This is a genomic window from Pedobacter roseus, from assembly GCF_014395225.1.
In the GTDB taxonomy this organism is placed as follows: domain Bacteria; phylum Bacteroidota; class Bacteroidia; order Sphingobacteriales; family Sphingobacteriaceae; genus Pedobacter; species Pedobacter roseus.
This window is the reverse complement of sequence record NZ_CP060723.1, coordinates 1,127,426-1,143,192: the sequence shown is the minus strand read 5'-3', so window position 1 is coordinate 1,143,192 and position 15,767 is coordinate 1,127,426. Positions and strand designations below refer to the sequence as shown.

Sequence of the window (15,767 nt, the reverse complement as noted above, 5' to 3'; positions counted from 1 at the left end):
GGGTTGGGCGTAAAGCGTTTGGCGGTTAGCGATAAATCTACGCTGAACGCCAAACGTTATCCGCAGGTTTTATTCGTATTTTAATATATCAACAGGATTTGTTTTTGCAGCAGAATACGTTTGCCAGGTAATTGTTAATATGGATATAAAAAGTGTTAGCATTGCTGTTCCTATGAATATCCATAAATTTAAGCTCGTCCTGAATTCGAAATGCATGAGCCAGTTATTCATAATGTAATAGGCAACAGGTAGCGCGATTACAACTGCGATCAATATTAACTTTATAAAGCTTAAAGAAAGTAAGGTCATCAGCTCCGTAATTGAAGCGCCCAAGATTTTGCGGATACTTACTTCTTTTATCCTCTGTGCGGTGCTAAAAGATGAAAGACCAAATAAACCCAAACAGGATACAAAAACAGCCAAACAACCGAAAAGATTCGCCAAAGTGCCTAAAACCTTCTCTTTGTTTAGTTTAATTTCATTTAAGCTATCAATAAATTTGATTTCAACCGGAAAATTAGGATTTATTTCTTTTACCAGATTATTAATAATGCCTATACTTTCACTTAGACTTTTTTCAGGATTTAACCGCATGGTAATTACATCACTGATATCGGCGAAAGCAATAACCATCGGTGCCGCCACTTTACTTGGATCACCCCAGACAATATTTTCAAAAACTCCAACTACATTTCTGCTTTCGCCCTGATATATAATGTTGGCACCCACCGGGTTTTTTAGATGCATTACCTCTACAGCTTTTTTGCTCAAAAGTATTGCTGCCGTATCTGATGCGAATTTCCTATCGAAATCCCTTCCTTCCAATAACTTAATGTTTACGGTTTTGGTAAAGTCATAGGTAGTATAAATCTGATCGAAATCGATCATTTTATCCCCCTCAGCCATTCCGTCCCAGCGCAAACCTCTTACACTGCTGTTTTTGTTCGAAATACTACCTGATGATTGTGTTACGCCTACCACAGCACCGCTTGATAGTAGCTTTGTTTTCAGGAGATTGAATTTTTCGTACAATAATCCTTCATGGGGTATTTCCAACAGCCCGTTTGAGCTATAGCCTAAAGGCGTATTTTTAATAAATTGGATCTGTTTATAAATAGTAATGGTTGCGGCAATCAACACTACTGAAAAACCAAATTGTATGATTACTAAAACCTGTCTGAAAGTTAATGCATATCCTTTCCTAAAATTTAATGATTTTTTAAGGGACTGGATTACATTAAACCCTGACAGGTAAAATGAAGGATAACTTCCAGATATGAAACCTGTTATTATCAAAACGCTAAAAATCAATATCCAGTTGACGGGGTTGAGATAATCGAACACAATTTCAATCCCTAACAGCCTGTTAAACATAGGCATACTGAATTCCAGCAGTATAATACTAAGCAAGACGCCAAGAATCGTCAAAATGAAAGACTCCATCATAAACTGGAAAATCAGATTTGTTCTTGATGCGCCCATTGTTTTTTTAATGCCGATTTCTTTTGCCCTACCCTGCGTGCTGGCGGTTGCCAGATTCATAAAATTAATACAGGCAATGAGTAAAATACCGATTGACAGGCCGACAAAAAGCTGTACCTGTTTGATATTGCCACCGATGCTTTTTCCATTTGAAAAGGTTCCGTAGAGGTGTAATCTGGTTAGAGGATAAAGAAATACATCTTCTTTTGCTGTCGAAAAATGATGTGCTATAAATCCCTTCAATTTGGCATTAAAAGCGGTAACATCGGTATTTTTATCCAGTTTTAACAGGGTATAATAATCATGACTGCCCCAATTTGGCTTTTTTGGCCACTGGTTTAAATTTTCGTAAAGGGCAAATGTGGTTAACGATTCGAAACCATAAGAAACATTTGTTGGAAGGTCTTTTATTACTCCCGTAACTTTTAAATCGGCCTGATTTTCGAAACGTACTTTTTCATTAAGTACATCTGTTGTACCGAAAATACGTTTTGCGGCCGTTTCGGTTAAAACAATTGAATTTGGTTGGTTTAGTGCCTTTGTAGGATTTCCGTTGATAAAATGAAAATCAAATAGCTTCAAAAAATCAGGATCAACGTAACGGCTGTTTAATTTTAAACTTTCTTCTCCACTGGCCACTAGTCGTTTATAAACATCTGTAACCCTTGATCCATATAGGACATCAGGATATTCTTGTTTCAATGTACTTAACATCACATTTTGCGATTGCTCAATGGTTCTGATCACCTCTCCGTTTTGGCCATTTAAGTTAATCATGGCCTGGTAAATATGTGGTGAATTTTTAAATTGCCTGTCATAACCCCACTCATAACCCGCATATAATAGCAACAATAAACATGAAGTTAAGCCAATAGCCAAACCACCAATATTAATGGCTGCATAAACTTTATTTCTGAAGAGGTTACGTAAGGCAATTTTTAAATTAAGTTTAAACATAAGGCGTTGTGTATAGCGTAAAGCGTTTGGCGGTTAGCGATAAATCTACGCTGAACGCCAAACGTTATCCGCAGGTTTATTCGTATTTTAAAGCATCAATCGTATTGGCAACCGCAGCTTTGTAAGAGCGGATGCTTACAGTGATAAGGGTTATCGTCATCGAGATGATCATGGCAAAAATAAAAGGCCAGATATTCACCTCTATCCGGTAGCTAAAAGTTGCCAGCCATTTGGAAACAAACAGGTAAGCTAAAGGCCATGCAACTAAATTGGCTATAAAAACCATCAGCAGAAATGAACCGTTCAACATTTTAACCAGTTCGATGGTAGATGCACCTAATACCTTCCGGATGGCTACCTCGCGGGTACGTTGAGTGGCCACGAAAGAGATCAATCCAAATAAACCGATAAAGGAAATAAAGATAATTACCCCTGCAAAAACCTTAAACAAGGCTCCCATTATTTTTTCCGTTTGGTAATAGCTGCTGATTTTATCATCCAAAAAATTAGATCCATATACATATTCGGGCAAAACATTATTCCATGTTTTTTCGATCGCCTGCATGGCAGGCAATATACTTTTACGGTCGAGTTTTATTGCAATGGTGGTATAAGATTCTTTGTCGCTATTTAAAATAATCGGTGAAATTGGCTCATGCAGGCTTCTATTGTTAAAATCTTTCACCACACCAACAATAGTTCCTTTTTTACCGTGTACACTAATGGTTTTACCTATGGCTTCGTTATAATTAACCACATTCAGCTTTTTCAGCAGGGTTTCGTTCACCACATAATCTTTAACGGTATCGGTTTTAGCTAAGCCCTTGCCCGCAATAATTTCTAAACCGAATGTTTTAAAATAATTTTCATCACCGGTTTTGGTATTGGCCTGAAAATTAGCCTGGATGGTGCTGTTATATCTGAAGTTACTTTCATTGTTAAAATCGGATGATGGAGCAGCACTACAATAACTGCTTGATAATACCCCGGGGATTTTATTGAGCTGATCCTGCAGGGTATGGTAACGGGTAATCGCCATACTATCAGAAGGCACATCAATTAAAGCTACGGCCGTTGGCACAAAACCAAGTGGTTTCTCGCGCATGTAACTCATCTGCCTCAGCACCACCAAAGTACCAATTATGAGGATAATGGTAATCGCAAACTGCACCACAACAAGGATTTTCCGCAAACTTAGGCCTGCGGCATTTGCGGTAATTTTATTTTTTATCGCCAATGCCGGACTATAGCCCGACATGACCATTGCAGGGTAAAAGCCAGCCAAAAAGCTCACCAATATCACTAAAACAAGCATAAACAAAAGTATAATGGGATGTTCAATGATGCTAAAAGAAATATGATCTTTAAACAAACTTTGCATGCCCGGCAGTGCAACTTCGGTTAAAACACAGCCTACCAGCAAAGAGAGCACTGTTATGGTTAAGGTTTCGGTTAAAAACTGAACAATCAATTGCCTGCGTAAGCTTCCCATTACTTTGCGCACACCAACTTCTTTGCCTCTGCTTACCGCTTGCGCGGTGGCCAGGTTAATGAAATTGATACAGGCAGTTAGCAATAAAAAAACACCGATAATAGCCAGTCCGTAAAGTTCTTTTTTGGAGATTACTTTGTTTGCAAAATTGCCCAGCTCTTCATTATAGTGAATATCCCTTAATGGCTGAAAACGGTGACCTTCTTTTGAAATATCGTCTTTTTGATAGTATTTGTTAATAAACTGCGGAATATTTCGATTAACATCCTCAATAGAAACACCTTCTTTTAGCAACACATAACATTCGGATGAGGAGGAAACTGATCCCCAGCTGTTTAACTCTGGCCCGGCCTGATTTTGGTAAGTTTTATAAGAAATGATAATTTTTAGCGGAAATGAGCTGTTTTCGGGTGTTTTTTCTATAATCCCGGTTACTTTAAGGTCTATTTTGTTTTTAAAGTTGATGCTTTGTCCAACGGCTTTATGCCAATCGCCAAAAAGTTTATTGGCCATTTCATCAGATAAAACAACGGTATTGGGTTGACTCAAAGATAGACGGGGATTTCCCTCCAGCCATTTAAAATCAAGGATTTCAAAAAAATCCGGATCTGCGTAATGTACATCCTCAGCAGTTTTGATACTTTCTTTTCCCAATGCATCTTTTACCTTAATAATTCCTCCACCACCCTGAATGGTTCCTACTTTATCAAATTGTTGACTAAAGTCGTTCCGCATAGCTGGCGGAAGTGGTCTGGCCGTACCAGGAGATTCAAAAAAGCTGTCAGGAGCAGTCCAGCTGGTTATTACACGGTAAATTCTGCTTTCATTTTTAAAATTCTCATCAAAACTGAGCTGATAGCGGATAAAAATAAAAATGAGGATACAACTGGCCATGCCGATAGAAAGGCCAAGGATATTGATCAGGGTATAACCTTTGTTTTTCCAAAGGTTCCGCCAGGCAATTTTCAAATTTAATTTAAACATATTGAGTGAGGTTTAGCGTAAAGCGTTTGGCTATTAGCGATAAATCTACGCTGATTGCCATACGCCATGCGCAGTTCTTTATTCATATTTAAGTGCATCAACAGCATTTGCTTTAGCTACTTTAAAAGTTTGCAGGCTAACTGTTAAAATGGCAATAACCACCGAGGTTAACAGCGCTAGTAAAAAGGGCCAAAGGTTTACCGTGATTTTATAATCATATTTTTCGAGCCATTTGGCCAGAAGGATATAGGCAACCGGGATAGCGATCAGATTAGAAATAATCACCAGTTTCATAAAATCTTTGTTCAGCAGGATCAGGATATCTGAAAGATTGGCACCCAATACTTTCCTGATGCTGATTTCCTTGCTCCGCTGCTCGGCGGTATAGAGTGCCAGACCCAACAGGCCCAGGCAGGAAATAAAAATGGCAAATCCGCCAAAAATATTCGAAAGTGAGCTCAATAACTTTTCACTACGGAGTTTTTCGGCCATGCCCTGACTAACCATTTTCACCTCTATAGGATAAGCCGGGTTTAAACTTTGGCTCACTGATTTTATTTTTTCAATAGAGGCAGAAAGCGATTGATTAGGGTTTAGTTTAAGCAAGAGTACTTTACTTGTTTTAACATTATAATAATAAACGGTTGGCTGTATTTTTGAAGCAAGCGATTCGCTCGAATAATCCTGTACCACGCCTACGACTTTAAGTGGCGGATTATCGCCCCAATGGATAATGGTACCAATAGGATTTTTTAAACCCATTATTTTAACGGCACTTTGATTGAGGAGCAGAGATGTGGAGGTATCAGCCGAAAATTTAGGATCAAAATCCCGTCCTTCAATAATTTTTACGCCTGTAGTTTTAGCAAAATCGAAACCCGTGCTCCTGTAATTGATAATCGAAACATCATTTTTAGGTTTCCCCGGCCATACAATATTACCGGTAATAGAACCACTGCTGGTAAAAGAACGGGCATATTCAGTTGAAGCCAAGATAGCCCCTGCCCTCTCCAGTTCGTTTTTAAAGGTTTTTAGTTTTTCGGGTTTTGTCCATTCCCCTTCCAGGTCGATCTGTGCCAATGCCGTTTCATCAAAACCCAAAGGTTTATTTTTAAGGTGCTGGATTTGGCTGTAAATTACAATTGCCGAAATAATCATACATATAGAAAGACTAAACTGTACCACCACCAGGGTTTTACGGATGGATAATGAACCTGTTGAACCTTTAAATCCCTTAAGCACTTTTACCGGAATAAAAGATGACAGGTAAAATGCAGGATAACTTCCCGCCAGCAAGCCAGTAATCAAAACCATAGCAAGCAATACCGCCCAAAAACCGGTTGAAGCATAATTGATTTTGATCGAAATATCGAGCAGGTTGTTAAAATATGGCAATGAAACCTCGAGTAACGTGAAAGCAATTAACATGGCTAAAAACGACAACAGGAATGATTCTACCATAAACTGCCCCATAATGGTATTGCGGGTAGATCCTAAAGCTTTCCGCACCCCTACTTCTCTTGCCCGTTTTTCAGATTTGGCGGTAGAAAGGTTCATGTAATTGATGCAGGCTATAAAAAGCACACAGATAGCCAGAAAAACGAATAACCTTAACTGATCTATTTTACCGCCAACCACTTTTCCGTTATCAAAATCATCATACAGGTGAAGTTTGCTCAAAGGAAAAAGAAAAGGCTCATAAGTCATTTCTTTTAAATCAGGCTCTTTATCTACAATAAAATGTTTTAGAGCGGCATTTGTGGCCTCCTGTGAAGCATTATCTTTAAGCTGAAATAAGGTTAAACAGGTAATGGCGCCCCAACTATTTTCTTTTTCAGAAGGATTTTCCTGTTCAAAAAAAGCCCAGGGCTGCAACACATCGTATTGCATACTCTGGTTTTTGGGAAGGTCTTCTATAACGGCCGTTACTTTTAAACTGATCCTGTTATCATATTTGATGCTTTGTCCGATCGGGTTCTCCCCGCCAAATAGTTTTTTGGCAGTAGATTGACTGATCAACACGTTATTCGGTTCGCTTAAAGCCGTATTTGGATCTCCATAGATGAATTTGTGATCGAGGATCTTTAAAAAATCCGGATCAACATTCATCCCTGAAAGTTTAAAATTATGCTGATTACGGCTGAATAATTTCTCTCCGTTATTCATTGACATGCGGGCTGCACTTTTAATACCCGGCAGTTCTGAAGCGCCGGCTTTGGCTAGTTTATTCGGAACCGCCATGGTAGTAGCCAGTTTGCCGTTAAACTTTAAATTTAATGCAGCAATATATACCTTATCAGCATTTTTATAGTGTTTATCGAAGCTCCATTCGTAATAAACGTACAATAGCAACATCAGGCAACAGGCCATGCCAATTGCCAATCCACCAACGTTGATCAAGGTAAAGCCTTTGTTCTTCCAAAGGTTACGCAGGGCTATTTTAAAGTTGAGTCTGAACATATTTTTGAGGTTGAAGGTTGAAAGGTTAAAGGTTGGAAGGTTATAGCGCTTGGCGTTTGGCGGTAAGCGATAACTCTACGCTGATCGCCAAACGCTAACCGCATAGCTTATTCATATTTAAGTGCATCAACAGGATTTGCATGAGCTGTTTTATAAGCCTGGAAACTTACGGTAATTAATGCCATCAATAGGGTTCCCAATCCGGCAAGTGGCATAATCCACCACGATATTTCGGTATGGAATTCGAATTTCATCAGCCATTTATTCATTAAAAAGTAACTTAAAGGGATTGCGATAATGATGGAGACTACAATCATCTTTACAAAAGAGAAGGATAACAACTGCATCAGGTTGAATAAGGAAGCACCCAATACCTTACGCACCCCAAATTCTTTTGTCCGCTGCTCGGCGCTATAGGCCACCAGACCAAATAATCCTAAACAGGAAACGAAAATCGCCAGTCCGCCGAAAAGGTTAGACAAAATACCCAAAGTTTTTTCGGCATTGTATTTTTCAGCGTATACGTTATTTAAAAAATTAATCTCCAATGGATAAGCTGGATTTAAAGCTTTTGTAATCCTGCTGATGGTTTCCATATTACTTTGAATACTGTTATTTTCATTTAAACGCATGGTGATGTTTCCCGTTTGTTTCTTATCAAAAAACACCACCATCGGGTTATTCGATTTATAAGGCGAATCCCAAACATAATCGTCAAAAACACCTATGATATTAAATTTATCACCATTAATGGTAACTGTTTTACCTACCGGATTTTTATAACTGAAAATCTTAACTGCCGAAGCGCTGACCATCACCGCACTGGTATCTGATGCAAATTTTTCTGAAAAGTCCCTTCCACTGGTTAATTTGATACCATTGGTTTTGGTAAAATCGTAAGTGGTGATTACCTGGTTGAACATTTGGTTTGTAGCTTTCAACATTCCTTCCCATTCTATGCCTGAAAAGTTGCGGCCATGATGTGATAAGCTCACCGACGATTGGAACATCGAAGTAACCGCACCCGATTTTAACAACTCCGAACGCAGCAATTCATATTTCGCTTTCAACTCACCGTCCTGCGGCATTTCTACAAGGGCGTTTACATCAAATCCTACAGGCCTGTTTTTAATGTATTGAATCTGCTTGTAGATCACCAAAGTGGAAATAATGAGAATTATTGCAAAACAGAACTGCCCTACCACCAATACCTGCCTTAAACTAACCGAAAAGAAAGCTTTTGATTTAATTTTTCTTTTTAAGGTTTGGATGGGATTAAAAGAGGAGAGGTAAAATGCAGGATAACTGCCAGCAATTAAACCCGTAGCAAAAACAATCCCTAAAATACCGATCCAACTGCTGCCATTGAAATAGGATATATCCAGCTTTATATTCAGCAGATTGTTAAAGGTTGGCAAAAATATTTCGAGGATGGCAACAGCGAAAACCACCGCAATAAAGGTCAGCATCATCGATTCGGTTAAGAATTGAATGATCAGTGAAGCTCTGTTGGCGCCAATCGTTTTTTTGATGCCTACCTCTTTTGCACGCTTTTCTGATTTGGCTGTAGCCATGTTCATAAAATTGATACAGGCGATCAACAAGATGCCAAAGGCCAATCCTACAAACAAATAAATCTGTTCAATTGCACCGCCAATACTTTTACCATCCACAAACTGGCCGTATAAATGCAATTTTGCCAAAGGGTATAATACCTGCGATTGCTGGTTACTGGTGTTATTTTTTTTCTCGATCTGATCTATTTTTTGATTGACCAGTTCTAAATTTACCCCGCTTTTTAACATTACGAGTGTAATAAAGCTGAAATTGCTCCAGTTAAGATTTTTGGCGCTTTGATCAACCGTTTCATAAAAAGCCCAGGGCATAAGGTAATCGAATTTGTTTGAGCTATTATCAGGCTGATCTTTAATTACTCCGGTAATATTCAGATCGAAACGATCTTTAAAACGTACGATCTTATTTAGTACATCAGTTGTTCCGAATAATACTTTAGCAGTAGATTCAGTTAAAATAACCGAATTTGGAGAATTTAAGGCGGTATTGGCATTTCCCTGGATAAACGTGTAATCGTACATTTTCAGGATATCCGGCTCTGCAAATTTGGATTGACGCTTAAAAGCGTTCTGTCCGTTGGCAATTAAATTTTTGCCTCCGTAATCCATCCTGGCCATATACCTCAATTCGGGCAGCGCCTGCTTAATTGCCGGACCAAAAGCAGTGGTTGAACCTTCAAAAGTTCCTGAAATTTTACCATTATCACCTGGAATATTAGTCATGGTAGTATAAACATCAGCCGAGTTTTTGGCTTGTTTATCAAAATTCCATTCGTAGGTTACGTACAGCAGCAAAGTTAAACAAGCTGCCAAACCAATGGCCAGCCCAATTACATTAATAAAAGAGCTTACCTTGTTTTTCCAAAGGTTGCGCAGTGCAATTTTTAAGTTTAATCTGAACATCGTAAGGTTAACTATATAAATTGTTAAATTGGTTTATTGTTAAATTGCTAACTGAAAACTGCCAACCGGATTACTCGTATTTAAGTGCATCTATCGGGTTTGCCTTCGCTACTTTAACCGATTGCACACTTACAGTAAGTATTGCTATAATAACCGACAGGCTTATGGCGGCAATAAACGGTAAGGCAGAAACGGAAATGCGGTATTCGTAGCCCGAAAGCCATTTATTGATGATGATATAAGCCAACGGAAATGCGATAAGGTTGGCAATGGCAACCAGTTTTATAAAATCTTTATTTAATAAGGTAAGGATGTTGGCTGTACTGGCCCCTAAAACTTTACGGATGCTGATTTCTTTTTTACGCTGCTCAGCCATAAATAAGGCTAATCCTAACAAACCTAAACAGGAAATAAAAATAGCGAAGCCTCCAAACCAGTTAGAAAGCGTTCCTAAAAGTTTTTCGTTCCTGAATTTTAATTCAAAATTATCATCAACAAACCTTATCGTGGCCGGGTAAGCGGGATTTAATCTCTTTGCTGTTTCGCTGATCTGGTTAACAGATGAGGTGATGTTGTTTTTATCGTTTAAACGCATAATAATAGTGGTAACATTATTAGGATTTTGCGCAATTAGCAACGGGGTCGCTTTCTGATATGGCGATTCCATTACATAATCTTTAAGCACACCAATAATCCTTACCGGCTGTCCCCATTCAATCATTTTACCTACAGGATCTTTCATACCCATCACCTTAACCAATGCCTCATTAACCAGAACATTTGCGGTATCTACAAAATCTTTAGAAAAGTCTCTCCCCTTTAAAATTTCCATGCCTGTCGTTTTGGTAAGGTCGAGATTGGTAAACCTAAAGTTGACCAGAATTTTATCTTTCTGGTTTTTGCCCGGCCAGTTAATTCCATAAGTATTGTTTCCTCCACCGGTTAACGACAAACTGTATTCAGTAAAAGCGGTTATGGCACCCGATTTAAGCAATTCATCTTTCAGGATTTCGCGTTTTTCTTTTTTAGAGAATTCACCTTCTGTAGAAATCTGTACCAGGTTTGCCTTATTGTAACCAATAGGTTTATTTTTAATATAATTTAACTGTTGATAAATCACTGCAGTACAAACGATTAAACAGGCTGCAAATACAAATTGAAAAATCACCAGGAACTTACGGATGGACAATGAAGATCCCCCAGAAAGTTTAAATCCTTTTAAAACTTTAACAGGATCGAAAGAAGAAAGGTAAAAAGCAGGGTAACTTCCGGCAATTACTGCAGTTAATAGGGTTAAACCTAAAAATACCGACCAAAATTTATAATCTTTATAATCTATCCCCAGGGTAATGCCCAATAAATTGTTAAAATATGGCAGACTTACCTCAATTAAAACAAAAGCCACGAGCATACTCAGGGTGGTTAATAAAACTGATTCGAACATGAACTGGCCTACCAGGTTATTTCGCGAAGAACCGATGGCTTTACGCACACCAACCTCACGCGCTCTTTTTTCTGATTTGGCGGTAGAAAGGTTCATGAAATTAACGCAGGCAATTAAAAGAATGCAAAAAGCCAAAAGAAAAAATATCCTGAGCTGATCTATCCTTCCGCCAACATTTTTGCCATTTTCAAATTTATCGTACAAATGCCATTTAGAAAGCGGGTGCATAAAAGGTTCACCATTTACCTCTTTATCATGTGCCTTAATCATACCAGTCAATTGGTTATTGGCCTGGCTGAATAATGAATTGTTCTGAAGCTGCATAAATATCATACAATAATTATTGCCCCAGCCACTGTTTTTGGTCCACGGATTTAATTTATCATACAATTTCCACGACATGATATAATCCAGTTCCAAGGTCGAATTTTTTGGACGATCTGCAATAACACCTTCTACTTTCAAACTCTCCTTGTTATCAAGTTTAACCACTTTGTTAAGCGGATCTTCATTACCAAAAAGGTTTTTAGCCAATGTTTCTGTCAGAATTACCCCATCTACGCTGTTTAAAAAAGTATTCGGATTGCCTTTCAACACCTTATAATCGAACATCTTAAGAAAATCGGAATCACCAAAAACGGCGTTCAATTTAAAATTGTTCTGATTGTAGGATAAAAGCATTGGCTCAGGGTAAGATAAACGGCTTACCTTTGCTACACCAGGAACTTTCTCTTTAATTTCGTTTCTCAACTGACCTGGAAAGGCCATAAAACTAAAAGTCTCCGAAGCGGTTTTCTGGTTATTGTAAAGCACATAAGTTTTATCATAATCTGTAAATTGCTTATCGTAGCCATATTCGTAGGCTACATACAATAGTAAAATCATACAACTGGCCAAGCCAATGGCCAATCCGCCCAGATTGATCAGGGTGAAGCCTTTATTTCGCCACAGGTTGCGTAATGCTATTTTGAGGTTGAGTTTGAACATATTTGTGAGGTTTAGCTTAAAGCGTTTGGCGGTTAGCGATAAATCGACGCTGATCGCCAAACGCTTTACGCAAGTTTATTCGTATTTAAGTGCATCAATTGGGTTTGCTTTTGCCACTTTAACGGACTGTACACTAACGGTAAGTATGGCAATGAGTACTGACAAAGCAATGGCTACGATAAATGGCAATACTGATATAGCGATGCGGTATTCGAAAGATGAAAGCCATTTGTTTACAATGATATAGGCTAATGGGAACGCTATGAGATTAGCTATGGCTACCAATTTTATAAAATCTTTATTCAGCAACACGAGGATATTGCCGGTGCTGGCACCTAAAACCTTACGGATGCTGATTTCTTTTTTGCGTTGCTCTGCCATAAAAAGTGCCAGGCCTAATAATCCTAAACAAGAAATAAAAATGGCGAAACCACCAAACCAGTTTGAAAGTGAGCCTAAAAGTTTTTCATTTTTAAATTTCACTTCAAAAGATTCGTTCACAAATTTGCGGTTAACAGGATAATTAGGTTCCATCTGTTTTACCAACTCGTCAATTTTGGCCAGCGATGTGCTGATGTTTTGATTTGGATTTAAACGCGCTATAATAACCCGCGCATCGTACTTTCCATTTACCCTAAAAATCATCGGAGATACTTTTTGGTAAACACTTTCTACCACAAAATCTTTAACAATACCAACTATAGTTAGCTTCTTATCTCCCCAGAAAGTAATTACTTTGCCAATTGGATTTTTTAACTGCATCATTCTCACAGCCGCTTCGTTTAACAACACGCTGGCTGTATCATTAGGAAATTTCGCAGAAAATTCCCTGCCACTAATCATTTTAGTACCAATAGTTTCAACAAAATCATACCCTATCGTTCTATGGTTAAAAGAAATTTTCTCGTTCGGATTTTTACCTTCCCAATCTATGCCCGTTGTATTATCTCCACCTTCAGTAAAATCTGTACTAAAAGAAGTAACATGAGTTGTTGCACCAGCTGCTATGAATTGTGTTTTAAGCAATTCTAACTTAGCAGCATCATTCATTCTGCCAACTACAGCTATCTGAATTAAATTGGATTGATCGTAACCAACAGGCTTGTTTTTAATATAGTTAAGTTGCTGATAAATTACTGCTGTACAGATAATTAAACATGCAGCAAAAACAAACTGGCCAACCACCAATACTTTCCTCACCGAAGTGGATGAATCTGTTTTAAGGGTGAAACCTTTCAACACTTTAATTGGCTCGAAAGAAGATAAATAAAGTGCCGGATAACTACCCGCAATTAATCCGGTTAAAATCATTAGCCCCACTAATGTTAACCAAAACAGGCTGTTATGATAATCTATTGTTAATTTAATATCTAACAAACTATTAAAATATGGCAAACTAACCTCAATTAAAATAAAGGCGAAAACTGTGGCAATAAATGTGATAAGCAGGGATTCTAAAAAAAACTGATTAATTAACGATTTACGTGTTGATCCGATGGCTTTACGAACGCCAACTTCTTTTGCCCTGCGCTCGGACCGTGCTGTAGATAAATTCATAAAATTTACACAGGCAATTAGCAAGATGCAAAAGGCAAGCAATAAAAATATTTTAAGCTGATCTATTTTTCCACCTACCGATTTACCGTTTTGAAAATCATCGTATAAATGCCATTTGGTTAAAGGATGTAATAAAGCTACTGATGTATTATCTTTTTGATTGCGTTTGTAAATGCCGTGCATCAAATCATTTGCAGTAGTGAAAAAGTTATTATCCTTTAACTGAACAAGTGTTAAACACATGTTGTTGCCCCAATTGCCTTCCTTTATCCAGGGTTGACGCTTTTCGAACAATGTCCAGGGCATAATACATTCAAAAATTAAGCTGCTATTTGCAGGGGCATCTTCTATTACCGCTTCTACTTTTAATATCTCCTGGTTTTCGAGCTTTACTGTCTTATTAATCGGGTCTTCTTTTCCAAATAATTTTGTTGCGAAAGACCTGGTCAGAATAATGGTATTAACATCTTTTAAAACTGTGGCCGCATTACCCTCAAGAAATTTATAATCCAATATTTTAATAAAATTCTGATCGGCATATACGGCATCGCTATTGATTTTATTGTCGCCAACGGTAATGAGTTGCTTTCCCGGGTAAGTAGTGTGAGAGGCATATTTAACTCCAGGGATTTTTTCCTGTACTTCTTTAGCCATTACATTTGGTGTCCAGGCCCAGCTAAAAGTTTTACCACTTGCCTCCATGTTTTGATAAACTACATAAGTTTTATCATGATTGGAGAATTGTTTATCGTAGCTCCACTCGTAAGCAACATAGAGCAATAAAACCATACAACTGGCCAGGCCAATGGCCAATCCCCCAATATTAATTAAGGAGAAGCCCTTGTTTTTCCAAAGGTTGCGTAAGGCTATTTTAAGGTTTAATTTGAACATATTATTGAGGTTGAAGGTATGAGGTGTAAGGCTTAAGGTCAGGGCGCATAAACCATACGCTTTACCTCTTACCTTTTTTGTTGCCTGTCCCAAATCTCCCCATCCAGGAAGATTATTGGGCGGCTATCATTAACTAAACTAAAATCTTTTTTATAAGGTGTAAGGTTTAGGGCTGAGGGTTTAAGGTGGATTAACCTTACGCCTTAAACCTTCCACCTTAGGCCTTTATATCAGCTCTTCGTTCCTGCTTTTGTTGATCTTTTCAGAAATCACATGACCATCTTTCAGGTTAATGATCCGGTTAGAAAAACTCGCATCGTGGCTCGAGTGGGTTACCATTACGATGGTGGTTCCGGTTTCGTTCAGTTCGCAGAGCAGTTCCATTACTTCATTACCGTGTGAGCTATCTAAATTTCCGGTAGGTTCATCGGCCAAAACCAGTTTAGGTTTGGTAACCAGGGCCCTCGCTACGGCTACACGCTGCTGCTGCCCTCCCGATAACTGTTGTGGAAAGTGCCCGCTACGGTTTACAATGTTCATCCTTTGGATGATTTCATTTACCAGTTTTTTACGTTCACCAGCTGCCACTTTATTATAGATTAACGGCAGTTCGATGTTTTCGAAAACCGTTAACTCATCAATCAGGTTAAAATTCTGGAAAACGAAACCCATGTTCCGCTTACGGAAATTGGAACGTTCTCTATCGTTTAACGTTAAAAGCTCTGTATCGATAAATTTATAACTTCCACTTTCGGGCTTGTCTAATAAACCCATTACATTTAATAAGGTAGATTTTCCGCAGCCTGACGGGCCCATAATGGAAACAAATTCGCCTGCTGCCACATGAAGGTTAATTCCGTTAAGTGCAGTGGTTTCTACCTCTTCAGTTTTGTAAACTTTTTCCAGATTTTCTATTTTAATCATCGTATCAAGTGTTTTTCTAGTGCTATATCTAGTATTTAGTATCAGGTATCAAGACCTGATTATATTATTGGTTAACTTTACTACCCATTTTTAACAAACTCCAAACTCCAAA

7 protein-coding genes are annotated in these 15,767 nt (G+C 38.2%); all 7 read right to left on the bottom strand.

What is annotated here, in order from left to right:
• Positions 1–69: 69 nt before the first annotated feature.
• Complete coding sequence (locus H9L23_RS05135; protein ID WP_187593966.1) at positions 70–2,439, bottom strand: ABC transporter permease; 2,370 nt, start codon at positions 2,437–2,439, stop codon at positions 70–72.
• 76 nt (positions 2,440–2,515) lie between these two features.
• The gene (locus H9L23_RS05130) at positions 2,516–4,915 is read right to left on the bottom strand and encodes an ABC transporter permease (RefSeq protein WP_187593965.1); all 2,400 of its coding nucleotides are present in this window, start codon (positions 4,913–4,915) and stop codon (positions 2,516–2,518) included.
• A gap of 78 nt (positions 4,916–4,993) precedes the next feature.
• Positions 4,994–7,375, bottom strand: a complete 2,382-nt coding sequence (locus H9L23_RS05125) for an ABC transporter permease (RefSeq protein ID WP_187593964.1) — start codon at positions 7,373–7,375, stop codon at positions 4,994–4,996.
• Positions 7,376–7,482: 107 nt separating this feature from the next.
• Positions 7,483–9,852 carry an ABC transporter permease gene (locus H9L23_RS05120; protein WP_187593963.1) on the bottom strand — a complete coding sequence of 790 codons (2,370 nt, stop codon included), beginning with the start codon at positions 9,850–9,852 and terminating at the stop codon, positions 7,483–7,485.
• 70 nt (positions 9,853–9,922) lie between these two features.
• Positions 9,923–12,283, bottom strand: coding sequence for an ABC transporter permease (locus H9L23_RS05115; protein ID WP_187593962.1), 2,361 nt, complete (start codon positions 12,281–12,283; stop codon positions 9,923–9,925).
• Positions 12,284–12,358: 75 nt separating this feature from the next.
• A complete protein-coding gene (locus tag H9L23_RS05110; protein WP_187593961.1) occupies positions 12,359–14,731 on the bottom strand; it encodes an ABC transporter permease in 2,373 nt (790 codons plus the stop codon).
• Between the two features lie 225 nt (positions 14,732–14,956).
• Complete coding sequence (locus H9L23_RS05105) at positions 14,957–15,655, bottom strand: ABC transporter ATP-binding protein (protein ID WP_187593960.1); 699 nt, start codon at positions 15,653–15,655, stop codon at positions 14,957–14,959.
• Between the last annotated feature and the right edge of the window lie 112 nt (positions 15,656–15,767).

Bases quoted from the DNA above. Each gene is read 5' to 3' on its own strand.
- H9L23_RS05135 (WP_187593966.1), bottom strand. From the start codon at position 2,439: ATGTTTAAACTTAATTTAAAAATTGCCTTACGTAACCTCTTCAGAAAT.
- H9L23_RS05130 (WP_187593965.1), bottom strand. From the start codon at position 4,915: ATGTTTAAATTAAATTTGAAAATTGCCTGGCGGAACCTTTGGAAAAAC.
- H9L23_RS05125 (WP_187593964.1), bottom strand. From the start codon at position 7,375: ATGTTCAGACTCAACTTTAAAATAGCCCTGCGTAACCTTTGGAAGAAC.
- H9L23_RS05120 (WP_187593963.1), bottom strand. From the start codon at position 9,852: ATGTTCAGATTAAACTTAAAAATTGCACTGCGCAACCTTTGGAAAAAC.
- H9L23_RS05115 (WP_187593962.1), bottom strand. From the start codon at position 12,283: ATGTTCAAACTCAACCTCAAAATAGCATTACGCAACCTGTGGCGAAAT.
- H9L23_RS05110 (WP_187593961.1), bottom strand. From the start codon at position 14,731: ATGTTCAAATTAAACCTTAAAATAGCCTTACGCAACCTTTGGAAAAAC.
- H9L23_RS05105 (WP_187593960.1), bottom strand. From the start codon at position 15,655: ATGATTAAAATAGAAAATCTGGAAAAAGTTTACAAAACTGAAGAGGTA.